Source organism: Bifidobacterium thermophilum (assembly GCF_037482445.1).
Taxonomy (GTDB): Bacteria; Actinomycetota; Actinomycetes; order Actinomycetales; family Bifidobacteriaceae; genus Bifidobacterium; species Bifidobacterium thermophilum_B.
Window position 1 is genome coordinate 1 of sequence record NZ_JBBHLY010000002.1, and the last position, 16,544, is coordinate 16,544.

At 61.5% G+C, this 16,544-nt stretch carries 12 protein-coding genes, 1 other RNA gene and 1 CRISPR repeat array; of the genes, 3 read left to right on the forward strand and 10 right to left on the reverse strand.

Features of this window, described 5'->3' with window-relative positions; genetic code table 11:
- The first annotated feature begins 62 nt into the window (after positions 1 to 62).
- Positions 63 to 1,776: a CRISPR direct-repeat array (repeat unit 33 nt; unit sequence ATTTCAACTCACGCTCCCCATACGGGGAGCGAC).
- A gap of 601 nt (positions 1,777 to 2,377) precedes the next feature.
- The 4 genes from WD012_RS01845 to dtd form a co-directional block, all read right to left on the reverse strand.
- A complete protein-coding gene (locus tag WD012_RS01845; RefSeq protein ID WP_339562103.1) occupies positions 2,378 to 2,596 on the reverse strand; it encodes a hypothetical protein in 219 nt (72 codons plus the stop codon).
- A 407-nt stretch (positions 2,597 to 3,003) separates the two neighbouring features.
- Positions 3,004 to 3,300 carry a hypothetical protein gene (locus WD012_RS01850; RefSeq protein ID WP_339562104.1) on the reverse strand — a complete coding sequence of 99 codons (297 nt, stop codon included), beginning with the start codon at positions 3,298 to 3,300 and terminating at the stop codon, positions 3,004 to 3,006.
- A gap of 348 nt (positions 3,301 to 3,648) precedes the next feature.
- Positions 3,649 to 3,837 carry a helix-turn-helix transcriptional regulator gene (locus tag WD012_RS01855; protein ID WP_339562105.1) on the reverse strand — a complete coding sequence of 63 codons (189 nt, stop codon included), beginning with the start codon at positions 3,835 to 3,837 and terminating at the stop codon, positions 3,649 to 3,651.
- 482 nt (positions 3,838 to 4,319) lie between these two features.
- Positions 4,320 to 4,802 (reverse strand): D-aminoacyl-tRNA deacylase, encoded by a 483-nt coding sequence (gene dtd, locus WD012_RS01860; protein WP_339562106.1) that lies wholly within the window; start codon positions 4,800 to 4,802, stop codon positions 4,320 to 4,322.
- Between the two features lie 185 nt (positions 4,803 to 4,987).
- Here dtd and ssrA point away from each other — a divergent pair.
- The 3 genes from ssrA to WD012_RS01875 all read left to right on the forward strand — a co-directional run bounded on the left by ssrA (position 4,988) and on the right by WD012_RS01875 (position 7,865).
- Positions 4,988 to 5,383: a transfer-messenger RNA gene (ssrA, locus tag WD012_RS01865) on the forward strand.
- Between the two features lie 200 nt (positions 5,384 to 5,583).
- A complete protein-coding gene (locus WD012_RS01870; protein ID WP_339562107.1) occupies positions 5,584 to 7,050 on the forward strand; it encodes an MATE family efflux transporter in 1,467 nt (488 codons plus the stop codon).
- 689 nt (positions 7,051 to 7,739) lie between these two features.
- On the forward strand, positions 7,740 to 7,865 hold the full coding sequence (locus tag WD012_RS01875; RefSeq protein ID WP_339562108.1) for a hypothetical protein: 126 nt from the start codon (positions 7,740 to 7,742) through the stop codon (positions 7,863 to 7,865).
- 126 nt (positions 7,866 to 7,991) lie between these two features.
- On the opposite strand, the gene WD012_RS01880 is transcribed toward WD012_RS01875, so the two are convergent.
- From WD012_RS01880 to mraY, 6 genes are all read right to left on the reverse strand, one after another.
- On the reverse strand, positions 7,992 to 9,410 hold the full coding sequence (locus tag WD012_RS01880) for a cell division protein FtsQ/DivIB (protein WP_339562109.1): 1,419 nt from the start codon (positions 9,408 to 9,410) through the stop codon (positions 7,992 to 7,994).
- A gap of 1 nt (position 9,411) precedes the next feature.
- Positions 9,412 to 10,968, reverse strand: coding sequence for a UDP-N-acetylmuramate--L-alanine ligase (gene murC / locus WD012_RS01885; RefSeq protein ID WP_339562110.1), 1,557 nt, complete (start codon positions 10,966 to 10,968; stop codon positions 9,412 to 9,414).
- Positions 10,969 to 11,077: 109 nt separating this feature from the next.
- Complete coding sequence (locus WD012_RS01890; protein WP_339562111.1) at positions 11,078 to 12,247, reverse strand: UDP-N-acetylglucosamine--N-acetylmuramyl-(pentapeptide) pyrophosphoryl-undecaprenol N-acetylglucosamine transferase; 1,170 nt, start codon at positions 12,245 to 12,247, stop codon at positions 11,078 to 11,080.
- Positions 12,248 to 12,370: 123 nt separating this feature from the next.
- Positions 12,371 to 13,888: a putative lipid II flippase FtsW gene (ftsW, locus tag WD012_RS01895; RefSeq protein WP_339562112.1), complete on the reverse strand. Its 1,518-nt coding sequence runs from the start codon at positions 13,886 to 13,888 to the stop codon at positions 12,371 to 12,373.
- A complete protein-coding gene (gene murD / locus WD012_RS01900) occupies positions 13,875 to 15,320 on the reverse strand; it encodes a UDP-N-acetylmuramoyl-L-alanine--D-glutamate ligase (RefSeq protein ID WP_339562258.1) in 1,446 nt (481 codons plus the stop codon). Before murD ends, ftsW begins: the two co-directional genes overlap by 14 nt.
- 103 nt (positions 15,321 to 15,423) lie before the next feature.
- On the reverse strand, positions 15,424 to 16,527 hold the full coding sequence (gene mraY / locus WD012_RS01905) for a phospho-N-acetylmuramoyl-pentapeptide-transferase (protein WP_339562113.1): 1,104 nt from the start codon (positions 16,525 to 16,527) through the stop codon (positions 15,424 to 15,426).
- Positions 16,528 to 16,544: the final 17 nt, after the last annotated feature.

The window sequence follows — 16,544 nt, forward strand, 5'->3', positions numbered from 1 at the left end:
ACTCACGCTCCCCATACGGGGAGCGACAACACCGCGCGCGCCAACCAACGCGACACGACGGTATTTCAACTCACGCTCCCCATACGGGGAGCGACTTCGTCGTCGTGCATTGTGTTCCTTTCATATATATTTCAACTCACGCTCCCCATACGGGGAGCGACCGGAAGCGATCGCAAAGGCCGCGGCCGACGATCTCATTTCAACTCACGCTCCCCATACGGGGAGCGACTGAGAGCGGGGACGCCTATTACGATTCGATGATATTTCAACTCACGCTCCCCATACGGGGAGCGACGCCGCGCAAGCGCGAGCCGAGGCAAGGTAGTGGCCATTTCAACTCACGCTCCCCATACGGGGAGCGACGGAACGTGCACGCTTTTTCGGTTGCCTCAAGGCCATTTCAACTCACGCTCCCCATACGGGGAGCGACCGCCCATCGCGCGCAAACCGCCCATTTCGAGGTAATTTCAACTCACGCTCCCCATACGGGGAGCGACCCACCGGCAACGAGCCAATGATTATCGCGAACAAATTTCAACTCACGCTCCCCATACGGGGAGCGACTGATGATCGTTCCGCTGTCAGCTATGAGCGGTTATTTCAACTCACGCTCCCCATACGGGGAGCGACGTGCTTCAGGCTCTCCACCTGATTGGCTGAAAGGATATTTCAACTCACGCTCCCCATACGGGGAGCGACCCGTGACTAAGGACAAGTATACCACATGAGTGATAATTTCAACTCACGCTCCCCATACGGGGAGCGACCTGAAATCGATGGTCTCGAAGACCTGATTGGCATTTCAACTCACGCTCCCCATACGGGGAGCGACCCGGCGTGTCGAAGGGCAGCGACTTCCATGCCTGATTTCAACTCACGCTCCCCATACGGGGAGCGACGCGTTGCTCATGCCATTGCTTGCTGATTTCTTCAATTTCAACTCACGCTCCCCATACGGGGAGCGACATGCACTCATCATCGTATCCGTCTCTATGGCAGTATTTCAACTCACGCTCCCCATACGGGGAGCGACACCCGCACAAGATACCGGTAGACCACGCAAAGTGGGGATTTCAACTCACGCTCCCCATACGGGGAGCGACTCCACTTCTTACATCAAGGTCGCATATCAGACCATTTCAACTCACGCTCCCCATACGGGGAGCGACCGCGCGCGTACGCATCCCATGCGGCGGAATCTCCGTAATTTCAACTCACGCTCCCCATACGGGGAGCGACCCCGCCTTCCGCGACGGTGGTCGCACCGCCCTCATTTCAACTCACGCTCCCCATACGGGGAGCGACCGGCCGTATAGGTGATCGTGACGTCGTAACGTTATTTCAACTCACGCTCCCCATACGGGGAGCGACCACAAGCCACGGCAGGACAGCAACTCCAGCCATTATTTCAACTCACGCTCCCCATACGGGGAGCGACTCGCTCGTGCAAGCTAAGGGCAACCAGCCTAGCGATTTCAACTCACGCTCCCCATACGGGGAGCGACTGTTCTTCTCTTGCGAGAGCCTGTCGACGTACTCATATTTCAACTCACGCTCCCCATACGGGGAGCGACACGGACAGTGCGTATGTTGCGGCGCGTGACGCTGAATTTCAACTCACGCTCCCCATACGGGGAGCGACCCATATGGCGCGAACATGTGCATTGATTCTTCGAATTTCAACTCACGCTCCCCATACGGGGAGCGACATTCGTCGATATAGTCGGCGAGGTGTTCGAAGATATTTCAACTCACGCTCCCCATACGGGGAGCGACCGCGAAAATGAAAGATATTATCCACCATGTGGACACATTCCCATATCGCCATATTTAGAATACCGCACGCACGACAAACTTAGAACACTCTGTCATTTTTCAAACTGCCGTGAAGTCGAAATACTCGATTCATGCCCTAATAATACACAAAAATATGGTGCGAGCACGCCCATCCCAAGATGAGAACTATCGGTTCGCACCAAACGATAAGCTTCTAAATAATGTTTATTATCATCTGCTGTTTGTTTTTTGAAAGGCGCGGCATCGAGAAAGAATTTGTATATTCTTATTATATATTCATTAATACGATAATGATATAATAAACATATTACTTATTTCATATCTTTTTCATATTTGCCGCGTATCATTCACCATGAAAACGCGAAGATCAGTTCTCATAATACTTCCCCAACACCTCCGGCCGTGTCCACGTCATTTTTGTTTGAAGTGCAACACCACTCGGGATTGTTGGTAGGGGTTTATTGCACGGAATCCACCTTGGACAGGTATCCCCTTGGCGGCAAGTCGCTTCATCTGCTCGTCCCACGCCTGAGCCGGCATGAAGACATCCGAGGTCTCTCAATAGCATGTTATTAATCCGTCAGGTGATTTCCCCGAGCTCTTCCTTGCCCATGTCGCCCGGTAATATATCTAGGACATACAACGGATCACGCCACTGCAGCTCTCGTTGCCGACCACTGGTACGAACCGCACGAATCACCAACAGATCAGTATGCCCGTCGACCGGCAGACAGTGCGCGGACTCGCTGTCGACGTTCCGCACAGCAACCCTGGCAACGAGCACATCATCAGAATTCATGGCGAATCCGCAGGAACACCCCGTCACTGATGAAAGAACAACAATACCCCACGAGCCGGCAGATTTTTCAATCTTCCACTGAAACAGAGCCCGCCGACTACAATCAGTTTGTTTGCCACTAGGCAGCAGTAGTGCGACATCAGCGCAATACTCCTCTGGGGCCTGTAGTCTTTCCCCCAACCCACAACCCCTAGCCGAGGTGTTGCACCCGCACTGTGAAAACGGGAAGCTTGGCTAGCACGCGAATATTTGATATATTTTAGGTGGAGCCTGTCTCGATACCACCTGTAGGTGGTACCGAGACAGGCTGTTTTTCTCCCCAGCATGAGCATGCCATCGCATTGTGTCGGGCCGAGTAATGGAACAGCCGCCCGAAGGCGGCTTGTGACATTGGTTCTGCAGGTTATCTATCCAGCATTGTGCTTGGGGCGGATCATCTCGACGTACTTGTCAGGCAACGCGATACGCTTCATTATGCCGAGGACATCCAGAAACTCCGGGTTGCCGACGTCAAAGTAATCCCATTTGCCGTCTGACCTGTGGACGATGACGGACACGCCGAACTCATTCACGGGCTGGTCTTCCGTCCACCCATGCGATTCGACGTTGATCACCCAGCCCCCTGGGTATTCGAATGCAGCCGAGAACACAGCGCCCGGAAACGCTGACGCGGCGATATCGCATGCCTGCTCGTATGTGATCATCTACGTCGCCTCCTCGCACAGCCGTCGAATGACCGGGATGTTTATCTCGCAATCGTCGATTCTCATGATAGTCGTTTCCCCTTCCACCGCGCTGGAGAAATACAGTGCCACGTTGTCTCTCCATTCTGCGGGTTCATGAATCGGCACATGCGGTGAGCATCACACAAAACGGCACCGGCAACGAGCGAATCAATCGCAGCGTCTATCCCTGAGCGCATCAACGAGCACGTCCTTCTACCTATGGAACACCTATGGAAAGAACATACGCCGCATACGTTGTGTCATCCCTGCATGCACGGAAATACTTCTCTCCTGACGCTCACCAAATGCGGGGCGTTTCATGCATTGTCACGCGGTCTTGCGTGGCCTGCCGCCGTGTCCGGGACGGGATGCGTTCCATTCGTCGATGGTCTGCTCGCTCCACCCGCGGATGCTGCCGACGACCACGTCCGGCTCTGGCAGTTTGTATCGTGCCAAGGCGCCTTTGGTGATGCCGAGCCGCTGCGCCACCTCGGTCAGGCTGAGATACCGTTTCATGCGTCACGCCCAGTGATGATGGCGGTGGCGGCCAGCAACCCGGCTGACATTCCGGCAAGTCCAGCGGCGATCGGGTTGCCTCCGATACCGGCAGGAGATAATGCCGGCAACAGCCGACAGCGTGCACCATGTCTTTGACTGCTTGTTCATGTTCGCCTCATGCTGTATGGTCGGGGCCGGGGGCTCCGGATACTTAGGATATTCGGAGCCCCTTGCCTTTATTCCCGTTTCCTCGTTTTCTTGTCGTTTCCGCAGATTTCAATCATCTTGATGACAAGCGATCATCCCCGCATGCGCGGGGAACACACTACGGAAAGCGCGGATTCCCGCTAATCACTATAGCATCGTTCAACGTTTTTCTTTACTTTGCGTTTGCTTAAGTCAGCCCATCATCACCACACTTCGCAATACCGTCCAAGAAACAAGACACTACGAACACATCAACAACTATGCACGTGCCGCCAGCTCAGACACCTTGGCTCCTACTCCCCCAACACCTCCGCAGTGTCCACCACGAGCGTCACCGGCCCGTCGTTGACCAACGACACCCGCATGTGCGCGCCGAATCGTCCCTCTTTGACGGTGAGCCCTTGCGCCCGCAACGCTTCGTTGAAGGCGAGCCAGACACGTTTGGCGTGTTCGGGCTCGCCGGCGGCGATGAAGCTCGGTCGGTTGCCTTTGCGGATGTTGCCGTACAGCGTGAACTGTGAGATGGAGAGGATTTCGCCGTCATGCTGGGCGATCGACTCGTTCATGCGGCCGTCCGCATCCTCGAATACGCGCAGACGGGCGATTTTACCGGCAAGCCAGTCGATTTCCCGCTGACCGTCCGCATCCGCGACGCCGACGAGCAGCACATACCCCGTGCCGACGGTCTGCTTGGCGAATGTCGGATCGACGCTGTTCGTGGAGGGGTCGATCACGTCGACGCTGGCTTCGCTAACCCGTTGCAATACGATTCTCATACCGCCACTTTATCGCACGGCCATGGCGGGGTGATTACGCTCGTGCGGCGGTTTGTTTGGTTTCGGCGTTCCGCTCGTCCACTCGTTTGCACCATCATCCGTTCGGCTCGCAGCCGATTTGAGCCGAGCGCCGATATGTCGTATACTGAAAAGTCCGGTCTAATCCGGGGTTTGATAATTCAAAAGGGGCTGATCGGTTTCGACGGTGACCTGTTCGTCGCAGGGAAGCGTGCCGAGAACGCGGAGTCCACTCGTGATGCCCTCCGCGAAACAATAAGTGCTAAATCTAACCGCACTGAGTTTGCTCTCGCTGCCTGAGCTTCGCGCCAGGATTAACCAGTGAGCAGCCGCTCCGTTCACTCTCCCTCGTCTTCGGGGAGATGTTGAGCGTCGTTTAGGAGACTTGCTCCGGCCACTGCACCGCAGGGTGGCTGGGGGACTTTTTCTGCGGATATGCTCGCCATCAGTTGTCTGCGACATCGATGGGGGCAGAAAAACCGCCGCACGGCCAGCAGACTACGCACGTAGAAGACTGAGGGTACGGTCACCGGACCGGGGTTCAATTCCCCGCAGCTCCACTGAACAACGAACGCCATTCCGCAAGGGGTGGCGTTTTTTGTTTACCGTGAACAGTGATTGGTCAACTGCGTTGGCATTAATAATGCCATCCCGCACCTCTCCCCTGTCTACAGCCGGCGTTACCTATGGAACCATCCGGTTTCAACCGGCCGACCGCATGCCGTCGCGCCACTCGACCTGCGGCTATCGCGAGGAGAGAACCATGGCACAAGCCGGCGAAACGCAGCATACCGCAACTGACGTGAGCGATACCAATACCGCTGCAAACAATGCGATTCCCGCAACCACCGATGCACGCTCCACCACAGGAAATCTCAAAGGGGACCTGACCCGTGGGCCGCTGATCCCCACCATGCTGCGCTTCTCAATCCCCTATCTCATCACCTGCTTCCTGCAAAGCTGCTACGAACTGGCCGATCTGCTCATCGTCGGCAGATTCAACGGCGCGGACTCCGTCTCAGCCGTCTCCACGGGCAGCCAGATGACCCACCTGGTGACCGTCACCATCGTCGGCCTGACCACGGGCATCACCGTGACCATCAGCCACGCGATCGGTGCCCGGCGCATGGGCAAGGTGCAACGCCAGATCGGACAATCCATCCGTCTGTTCGCCTTTGTCGCGATCATCGCCACCATCGCCCTGACCGCGAGCGCCGACCCGTTGCTGCGTCTGCTGTCCACGCCGCCTGAAGCGTTCAGCCAGGCGCACGACTACGTGACCATTTGCTTCTTCGGTACCCCGTTCATTGTCGCGTACAACGTGATCAGCGCGATATTCCGCGGATTCGGCGACTCCCGACACCCGATGTACTTCGTTGCCCTCGCCGGACTGCTCAACGTGGGACTCGACCTCGCGTTCATCGGCGGCGCACATATGCAAGCGGCAGGCGCCGCGCTCGCCACGGTCATTTCTCAAGCGTTCTCGGTGGCAGCGGCCCTCATCTATCTCAAGTTCGCCAACACCGGCGTTCGCGTCCGGAAAGCCGACCTCGCCTACGATTGGGCCGGCACACGGCAGATTCTGACCATCGGCACACCAATCGCACTGCAGGAACTGTGCATCCAGGTCTCGTTCATCGTGATCACCGCCATCGCCAACGGGCGCGGTCTGGAAATCTCCGCCGCCGTCGGCATCGTCGAGAAAATCATCTCCTTCCTGTTCCTTGTGCCCTCGGCAATGCTGTCAACCGTGTCGGTGGTCGCCGGGCAGAACGCCGGTGCACGGCAACATTCGCGCAGCAAGACGGCGCTGCGATACGGCATCACCATGTGCATAACGTACGGTGCGGTTGTGTGCCTCGCAAGCCAAATCTGGGGCGCCGACATCGTGCGCGTCTTCTCCCCCGACGACGAAGCGGTGGTCAGGTACGGGGCGCAATACCTGAGCAGTTACTCCTTCGACTGTATTTTGGCAGGCGTTCACTTCTGCTTCAGCGGGTTCTTCAGCGCCTACGGCAAATCCCTGTACACGTTCGCTCACAATATTGCGTCGGTGCTGCTCGTGCGCATCCCCGGGGCGTATGCGGCATCCTTGCTGTGGCCGGACAACCTGTTCCCCATGGGATGCGCCGCGCCACTCGGCTCGCTGCTGTCAATCCTCATCTGCTCGGCGCTGTATTACCTGCGGTTCAGCAAGCGGCACCCGGCGGCGATTGTCGACGCGAAGTGACAGGTGACCGCTTTCGCGCCGTGTGGGTCGGCTCTGGCCGCATCATCCCGGCGATTGTGCGAGCCAATCCTCACACGATGGCACACAATCAAGCCGAATCAGCGACCCGCGACGTGCTGCACCGTCACCGTGTGAGCCAATCCTCACATACCCGCTCCTTGGGATGCCGATCTCGCCAGTTCCGAGCATCCGACCCGTCACCATGTGAGCGAATCCTCACACAATGCCCCACAACCAAACCAAATCAGCGCTTCCGGACTCGTCAACCCGGCGTTGTGTGAGCCGATCCTCACACGGACACACCACACCGAGTAAAACCACCGATTCGGAATCACCCAACCGGTCAGTGTGCGAGCCAATCCTCACACGCTGACCGCCCGACCGACCAGGATGCCCGCCGAAAACGACCGGGAGGACTGAACTGGTCCGGCCGGTGGTCTGACCGGACCGGACGACATGGGCGGTCTGGCTGGTCTGAGCATCCTGGCTGATTGAATTTGCTAGATTTGTCGAATCACCAACCACCGAATCGATAGGTTACGTATGTCAATCCATGCGCAGCCGTCTGTCCATTGCACAGCCGCGTCAATCTCGCGTACCGATGCGCAAGCTGCGTATGGCTTCACATACACAACGCGCCATATCCTCACCAAACCAGTATCGCCGGCAAGAGTAATCGCAAGTTGCGTATGTCCCTGCATACGAAAGTCACGACATACTCGCTTGACAAGTCCGTGCATGCCGCCAAACGGTACATCGCGTATGTCACTGCATACGCAAGCCGACATATCCCCACAGAACCGGCTATCGCCTAGCGATTACGGCGCATTCTGCATGCCGCCACATACGCAAGGCGACAACAGCAAGCAACCCTCACGAAACCGGCACCCGCCACGCACCCGCCACGCACGCGAACGCGCGCCCACACAACCGCCAACCGGCTACTTGATAATCGGCCGCAGCGGAGCCGACACGTCCACGGAATGCTTGTCGCCGATCACATTGGGATCGTTGATGATCTTGTCGACCACGGCTTTCTTGAGCTTCATCTGCGAGGCATCACCCCAGATGACGGTGTAGTTGCCGTTGTCCAGTTCGGTGGTGATGGAATCCTGCGTCTGCGCGGTGACCTTGCTCACACGCGCGCGCATGGCGGAAGACAGCGAGTCCAGCACTTTCACGGCAGTCACCACGGATCGGCTTTTCAGCCCTTTGGCCACGTCTTTCACCTCGATGACGGGAATCCCGTCCGTTGAGGCGTTCTTGACCGAGTTGAGCACCCGCCCCTTGCCGTCAACCGCGGTGAGCGACCCGTCCGGGGTTTTCAGCATGGCTGCGGGCTCCTGCGCGGTGATCACGACGTTCATGCCGTTGGGATACTGCTTGGTCGCGGACGCCTTGCTTACCCCCGGGATGTCTGCAAGACGGGTCTCGACATCATGCGTGGACACCAGGAGCAGGGATTTGCCCGCCTGGGCGGACGCGATGGATTCGACCTTGTCTTCGCTCACCCACTCGTTGGCGCCGCTCACGGTGATCTGCGCGGCATCCAGCATGAGCAGCGGCGAGAAGAACAGCGCCCACACCACGCCGACGACGGCGGCGATGGATACGATCGCAATCGCCACGCGCTTGACCACCATGAGTGCACCGGCATGTCTGCGCTCTTTGACCCGCTCGTTGAAATCCACGACTTTCGGGCGTGCCGCCACCCCTAATGGCCCGGTGGTTTCCCTGAGCGTCTTGGCTACCAGGTCCTCGCTGCGCAGGGTGCGCGCGTCCACGAAACCGGTCGCGCGGGATACGCCGCCCGATACCGTGGCGGCTTGCTGCGATGCGGAAGCGGCCGCCCTGTTGCCGGCGACACGTGCAGAACCTACGGCACCACGCACGTCACGTGATTGCACGTCACGTGATCGCGCACCACGTGATTGCATGCCGCGTGATTGCGTACCGCGTGATCCCGTATCATGGGAAACCGCGTCACGTGCCGCCGACACGCCGCGCGACGCCATGCCGCGCGACGCCCTGCGCAGTGGGGCGTTGCCGTTGGATGTTCCCGGCACTTTCCCCGGCTCGGTCTGCCGGGATGCACCGGACTGCGAGCCGACGATACGGCCGGACACGGTTCGCCCGGATATGGTTCGCCCGGGAATGGCAGTACGTCCGGAGCGCTGACGACGGGAGACCGGCTTGGCCGATGAGGCGTCGCGGGCCGCGTCGAGCGGTGTGTCCGATACCGCTTGCGAGCGCGCGGAGAGTCCGTCGGCGCGCCCTGCCGCCGATCGTGCCGTACGCCCGCCGCTATGGCGGTGTCCGTCACCGCTGTCCTGCCCGCTTCGTGCGACGCGTCCTGGCATGTCAGTCCTCGCAGTTCTCGCGGTGCGCCTCGAGCGCATGCAGGAGCACCGCGCCCATGGCGGTGATGTCGCCGGCACCCACGGTGAAGATCACATCCCCATGGTGTGCACGCATCGCCATCATCAGCGCCGCGGTATGCATGTCGTCGACCGCACGAATCCAGTCCGCCGGCTCGTGGTCAATCCCCTGTGCGGCATCGACGATGGTCTGCGCGGTGATATCCGGGAAATCCTCCTGCTTTTCGCGTGCCGGGTAAATACCGGTCACAATCACATCATCAGCGAGCGCCAACGCCTCAGCGAACTCGCGTGCGAAGAACTTGGTGCGTGAGAACAGGTGCGGCTGGAACAGGACGCGGATGGCGGCGTCGGGGTATCGGCGGCGTGCCGCGTTGAGCAGTGCGGTGATTTCGGTGGGGTGATGTGCATAGTCGTCGACGACGGTGACTTGTTTTTCGCATCCGCGCACCTGGAAGCGGCGGGACGCGCCGAGGAAGCTTCCCGCGGCTTGCGCGGCGGCATCGGGGTCCATGCCCAGCAGGGCGGCCGTGATGATGGCGGCGGTCGCATTGCGGGCGTTGTGGATGCCGGGGATCTTGAGACTGACGGGGATGGCGTGTTCGTCGCCGGTGAGCGCGGCGGGCATGTCGATGGTGAATTGTTCTTCCCCGTTGCCGGCATGTTCGCTTTCGGAGGTGATGGTGACGATGGTGGCGTCGGCGGCCTGGGCGACGGCGTCGATGACGAGCTGGCGGCTTTGGGTGGTGTAGATGACCGTGCGGTGCATGACCGCATCGTCGAGGCCACGCAGCACGTCGAGGGCGCCCGGGTCATCGGCGGTCATGACGACATGGTCGCGGGCGTGTGACGCGTAGGCGACGAAGGCTTCGCAATAGTGGTCGGGCGTGCCGTAATGGTCGAGGTGGTCGGCTTCGGCGTTGGTGATGATGGCGATGGCGGGCCGGTATTTGGCGAAGCTGCCATCGGATTCGTCGGCTTCGGCGACCAGGATATGGCCTTTCCCGGCGTGCCCGCCGTCGAGGGTCTGCCCGTCGGGGCCTTGGATGGTGCCGCCGATGGCGTAGCTTGGATCGGCGAGGTCGCCGGTGCCGGCGTGGACGAGGATGTGCGACAGCAGCGAACTGGTGGTGGTCTTGCCGTGTGCGCCGGCCACGGCGACGGCGTCGTGGTGGTTCATGAGCAGCGCGAGGATGTCGCTGCGGTGCACGATGTGCGCGCCTTGCGCCGCCGCGGCGACGATTTCCGGGTTGTCGGGTTTGATGGCGCTGGAGTAGACGACGGTGGAGGCGTCGCGCACGTTGTCGGCATGCTGGCCGATGGCGACCGGGATGCCGAGGGCTTCGAGCCGTTCGGTTTTGGCGTTGCGCTCCCTGTCCGAGCCGGTGACGTGCACGCCTTGCTCGTGGAGCATTTCGGCGAGGACGCTCATGCCCGCTCCCCCGATGCCGATGAAATGGGTGGTTCCCAGATCGTTGACGTGCTGGTCTTCGGTGAAGGCTGCGACGGTCGGGTCAAGCACGATGGGCTCTGTATTCATGATGGAAGGCACTGCTTTCTCTTGGTTGCTGTCCCTGTGTGGTATGGCCATTATGGCATGACGGCTTGTACACCGTCCGGCTTGCCGTGGGGTGTTGTCGTCTGTTGGGTTATCCGCGCGCTGTGGCGAGCGCGAGGATGTGGCGTGCCATGACGTCGGCGGCATCGCGGATGCCGTACTGCCAGGCGTGGTCGCCGAGTTCGTGCAAACGTTGCGGGTCGTCCAGCAGTCCGGCGATATGGCCGCGTACCCAATCGGGGGTGAAATCGCTGTCATTGACCATGATTCCGCCGTCCGCGTCGACGACCGGCTGCGCGTTGAACCGCTGCTCGCCGTTGCCGATCGGCAGGGGCACGTATACGGCGGGCAGGCCGAGCGCGGTCAACTCGCATACCGTGCCGGCGCCCGCACGGCAGATCACCAGGTCGGCGCAGGCGAACGCCAGGTCGATGCGTTCCAGGTACTGCGCGACGTGATAATCGCCCTGGCCGGTATGGGCGGGGTCGAGGTCGTTCAGGACGCCTGCCCCGGCGGCTGCTGTCACGTCGGCCGTGACCTGGTCGATTTTGCCTTTGCCGGTCAGGTGGATGACCTGGGCGCGTTCCAGCAGATCCGCGGCGGCACCGGCGACCGCCTTGTTGAGGCTCAGCGCTCCGAGCGAGCCGCCGGTGACGACGACGACCGGACGGTCCGGATCGATGCCCAGCTGTGCCGCCGCCTGGGCGCGCACCGCACGATAGTCGGTCCTGATGGTTGCGGCGAGCTGCGCGATGGCGGGGCGCAGCGGCAGGCCGACCCGTTCCATGACGGTTCCCTTGCCTGGTTTCAGCCCGGTATTGCCGTATGCCGTGCCGATGAACGACGCCCATTTGGCGCCAAGCTTGTTGGCCATGCCGGCGCGGGCGTTCTGCTCGTGGATGGCCACGGGGATGCCCATGCCGTGGGCGACCGAGTACACGGGGGCGGAGGCATAGCCGCCGAAGCCGACGACGACCTGCGCTCCGCGGCGTTCCAGGATCGCGCGCACCTTGCGTTTCTCGCGGTTCCAGCGCCATGGGAAGGTCAGCGCGTCCTTGTTCGGGCGGCGCGGGAACGGGACTTTCTCCACGGTGTCCAGCTCGTAGCCCGCCTGCGGGACCAGGTCGTGCTCCAAGCCGACCGCCGTGCCGATGACGCTCAGGTTCGCGTCGGGTTCGATCCGCCTGATCGCGTCCGCAACCGACAGGAGCGGGTTCACATGTCCGGCGGTGCCGCCGCCGGCCAATACGATATTCGTCATGCTTGTGTCCACCTCGCGTATGTCCGGGCTGATACGTGTCACCGGTACCAGCATCGACTTACCACTCTACCGCTACGTGTGTGCGTTGCCATGGCGATGCCGCGTATGGCTTGGGCCACGGGGTCACGAGCTCAGCCGGTCAGTGGCGGTGGCGATCTGCGCCTGCTGGCGCATCATGCTCATCGCCACGCCTGCCGCGCCCAGACACATGATCAGTGACGACCCGCCGGCGGAGATGAACGGCATCGGCACGCCCATCACGGGCAGCAGCCCGATCACGACCATGATGTTGACCAGCGCCTGGCCTAGAATCCACACCATGATGCACATCAGCACCATGGACGTGTACCGGTCCGTCGCCTGCAAGGCGACGCTCAGCAGGCACCATCCCAGGATCACGAACAGCACGATGACCAGGACCGTGCCGACGAAGCCGAGTTCCTCGCCGATGATTGCGAAGATGAAATCGTTATGTGCCTCGGGCAGGTAGTTCCATTTCTCTCGCGAGTTGCCGAGCCCGACGCCGGCGAACCCGCCGGAGGCGAGCGCGTATTTCGCGTGGATGCTCTGGTAGCACGTGTCTTGGACCTGGGTGGTGCTGCACTTGGTGTATGCGGCGGTGACACGGGCGAGACGGTTGGGGCTTTGGATCACGAGGGCGGCGGCCATGACACCTGCCAGCGCCACCATGCCCATGAACCAGCGGAACGGCATGCCGCCTATCAGCAGGGCGACGACGCCGATGGCGAGGATGATCATGTCCGTGCCCATGTCCTTGCCGAGCAGCACGAGGGCGAGGCACACGCCGAGCATGACGATCGGCACGGTGTACGGTGCGCGGCTGCGGCTTTCCTCGGACCGGCTCGCCGCGATGATGACCGCCAGCGGCATCCATATGCATACGGCGAGCTTCATGAACTCCGCAGGCTGGACGGTGGTGAACCCGAGGCTGATCCAGCCCCTGTTGCCGTTCACCTCGACGCCGATCGGCGACAGGGTGAGCAGCTGCACCGCCCACGAGATGACGAGTCCCACACCGGACACCCGCCGGTAGAAGCGCGCCGGACAATGCGCCGCGACGGCGCAGATGAGCAGACCGCCCAGGCAGTACATCGCCTGGTTCGCGCCTTGGGACCATGGGCTTTTGTCCCGGGAGAGCATGGTGATGGACGAGCTGGAGAACACCATGATCACGCCGGCGAAGGTGAGGAACATCACCACGCCGATGAAGCAGTGGTAGCACCACAGGGGGTTCAGGAGCATGCGGATGCCTTGGTACCCGCCACGTCTGGCCATGTCCAGCACGGGTTTGCCCTGCTCATGGTATGCGCCTTCATGCCGGGCGATCCGCTTGGGTGACAGCCCTTCCCTGGTTTGCTCCCACAGCCGGGAAAACCGTGATTGGTCGGCCCCGTCCGGAGAGGGGCGCCCCTGGCCGCCCTGCCGTCCGCCGGAACGCGGCCGGATGCCTCGGCTTGTGGGGGAACCGCCGCGGCCCGCAGGCGTGTCCGTGGCGGCGAGGATATCGAAATCGTCACGGCTGCGGCGGCGTGCGCCATCGGCACGCTGAGCGGGGAACACGCTCGATTGCGCTGTACGGCCCCTGGATTCGGAACGTGTCCGGCGTTCAGTACCTGCCATGCGACTCCACCCAACGTTGCGCCGACTTGGCGAACTGGTCGCCGCGGTCCGCGTATGAGCGGAACTGGTCCATGGACGCGCATGCGGGCGCCATGAGCACGACGTCCCCGGGCTCGGCGTACGTCCCGGCGGCCTCGACGGCGCGTTCCATCACCTGCTCGCGGTGGGCGGGGTCGATGATCGTCACCGGGATGTCGGGTGCGCTTGCCTTGAACGCGTCGATCATGGGCCGCTGGTCCGTGCCGATGATGACCGCGGCCTTGATGGTGCCTCTCTGGTCGCGTACCAGCTGTTCGAATGTCGCGCCCTTGGCGAGGCCGCCGGCGATCCACACCACGGATTTCGGGGCGAAGCTTGACAGCGATGCGCGGGCGGCGTGCGCGTTCGTCGCCTTCGAGTCATCCACGAACCGGATGGTGCCGCCATCGACACTGGCCGCGGCGACCGTCTGGATGCGGTGGCCGCCCGGCGCGAAACCGCACAATGCACGCACCGCCTGCGTACGGTCGGCGCCGAAGCCGAGCACCAAGGCAAGCGCGGTCATCGCGTCGGCGAGCAGATGCGGGTAGACCGTGCCATCCGGCTCGCACAGGTGTGTGAGGTTGCTGACCTTCACCACCTGGAAAGGTTGCCCGGGCTGGGCGCCCGCGACCCCGCTGCGGTCGACGATCCATCCGTCGGCCACGCCGATCTGGCCGTCCTGGGGCTCGTGCAGCGTGAATCCGACCAGGCGGCATCCGGGGGCCGTCTTGGCCGCGCGCGCCAGGGCGCTGACCCGCTGGTCGTCGGCGTTGTAGACGAGCGCCTTGCGCACCCCGCGGAACACCTTGCTCTTGTCGGCGGCGTAGTTGTCGATGCCGCCATGCCAGTCAAGATGGTCGTCGGCGATATTCGTGATGGTGGCACACTCCAATGCCAGCGATTCGGTGAAATGCAGCTGGAACGAGCTCAGTTCGACGCACAGCGCGTCATTGGCCGGGTCGACGGCGGCATGCGAGACCGCCTTGCCGATATTGCCCACCGCCGGCGCCTGCAGTCCGCAGGCGGTCAGCATCGCCGAGGTCATCTCGGTGGTCGAGGTCTTGCCGTTCGTGCCGGTGATGCCGATCCACGGCGCCGGCCGGCCCGTCCCGGCGGTGTCGACGCGCAGACGCCAGGCGAGCTCCACCTCGCTGTACACGGGGATGCCGCGGCGTTGCGCCTCAAGGATGAACGGGGTGCGGGGGTTGAACACCGGGGAGGTCATCACCAGGTCGATGCGGTCCCAGTCCACGTCGTCGAAGGAGTGCAGATCAGCCTCCGGCTTACGCTCGTCGACGCTGATCACATCCTTGGCCCGCCCCTTGAGCACCTCGACGATGCTTGTACCGGAGACGCCGAGCCCCGCGACCAGTACCGTCATGTCGGCGATCGTCTTGCCGCTGCCACTCATCTCGTCGCTCTTTTCGTCGTTCATGTCATCTCTTTTCCGCGCTCTCGCGCAATCCGCAGGTGTTCGACACGACCGTAACGCCTTCCGGTTACGGGGGTTCGTGCTACAGCAGCAATCCCGAGCGTGTCACCCAATCGCCGTAGAACATCATGATTGCCGTCATGGTGAACAGCAGCTCGATCATCCAGAACCGGACGACGACCTTGCCTTCGCTCCAGCCGAGCAGCTCGAAATGATGGTGGATCGGCGCCATCTTGAACACGCGCTTGTGGGTGAGCTTGAAGCAGCTGACCTGGATGACGTCGGACATGACCTCGATGACGAACAGGCCGCCCAGGATGATCGCCAGGAACTCGGTGTGCGTGGCGATCGACAGGGCGGAGAACAGGCCGCCCAAGGCCAGGGATCCGGTGTCGCCCATGAAGATGGTCGCCGGATTGGAGTTGTACCACAGGAAACCGAAGCAGGCGACCGCCGCGCACACGGCGATGATCGACAGGTCAAGCGGGTCGGACACCGCGTACGAGAAGCCTTCATGCCCGGCGCCCTTGAGGTGGTAGCACTCCCAGTAGGCGATGATGGCGTAGCCGGCGAACGCGATCATCGACGAGCCCGAGGCCAGGCCGTCCAGGCCGTCGGTCAGGTTCACGGCGTTCGTCCACGCCGTCATCAGGAAGTTCACCCAGATGATGAACAGGATCATCGCGCCGACCTTGCCGGCCGATTCGAAGTTCCAGAACGGCTTCTCGATGAAGCTCATACCGGCCTGGGCGCTCGGGAAGCCCGATTTCGTGGGGATGATCAGCGCGAGCACCGCATAGCAGGTCGCGAAGATGAACTGGCCGATGAACTTGGCGTGCACGGACAGGCCGAGGTTCTGCTTCTTGCGTACCTTCGCGAAATCGTCGATGAAGCCGAGCAGGCCCATCGACACCATCGCGAACAGCACCAGCACCGCCGACCATGAGGGCGTCGAGCCGCCGGTGCAGAAACGGTACAGCGCCGAGGCCCCCCAGCCGAGCAGGATGGCCAGCACGATGATCAGCCCTCCCATCGTCGGCGTGCCGCGCTTGACCTGATGGGATTTGGGACCGTCCTGACGGATGTACTGGCCGTAATGCAGCTTGTGCACGATATTGATGAGCACCGGCGTGCCGAAGAACACGACCAGCAGCGAAACCAGAATGCCGATGATAAGCGAGATCACTGTCTACTCCACTTCCT

Coding starts and splice junctions, on each gene's coding strand:
- dtd (WP_339562106.1), bottom strand. CDS start 4,802: ATGAGAATCGTATTGCAACGGGTTAGCGAAGCCAGCGTCGACGTGATC.
- ftsW (WP_339562112.1), bottom strand. CDS start 13,888: ATGGCAGGTACTGAACGCCGGACACGTTCCGAATCCAGGGGCCGTACA.
- murD (WP_339562258.1), bottom strand. CDS start 15,320: ATGAGTGGCAGCGGCAAGACGATCGCCGACATGACGGTACTGGTCGCG.
- WD012_RS01880 (WP_339562109.1), bottom strand. CDS start 9,410: ATGCCAGGACGCGTCGCACGAAGCGGGCAGGACAGCGGTGACGGACAC.
- WD012_RS01855 (WP_339562105.1), bottom strand. CDS start 3,837: ATGAAACGGTATCTCAGCCTGACCGAGGTGGCGCAGCGGCTCGGCATC.
- WD012_RS01875 (WP_339562108.1), top strand. CDS start 7,740: ATGTCCCTGCATACGAAAGTCACGACATACTCGCTTGACAAGTCCGTG.
- WD012_RS01870 (WP_339562107.1), top strand. CDS start 5,584: ATGGCACAAGCCGGCGAAACGCAGCATACCGCAACTGACGTGAGCGAT.
- murC (WP_339562110.1), bottom strand. CDS start 10,968: ATGAATACAGAGCCCATCGTGCTTGACCCGACCGTCGCAGCCTTCACC.
- WD012_RS01850 (WP_339562104.1), bottom strand. CDS start 3,300: ATGATCACATACGAGCAGGCATGCGATATCGCCGCGTCAGCGTTTCCG.
- WD012_RS01890 (WP_339562111.1), bottom strand. CDS start 12,247: ATGACGAATATCGTATTGGCCGGCGGCGGCACCGCCGGACATGTGAAC.
- WD012_RS01845 (WP_339562103.1), bottom strand. CDS start 2,596: ATGAATTCTGATGATGTGCTCGTTGCCAGGGTTGCTGTGCGGAACGTC.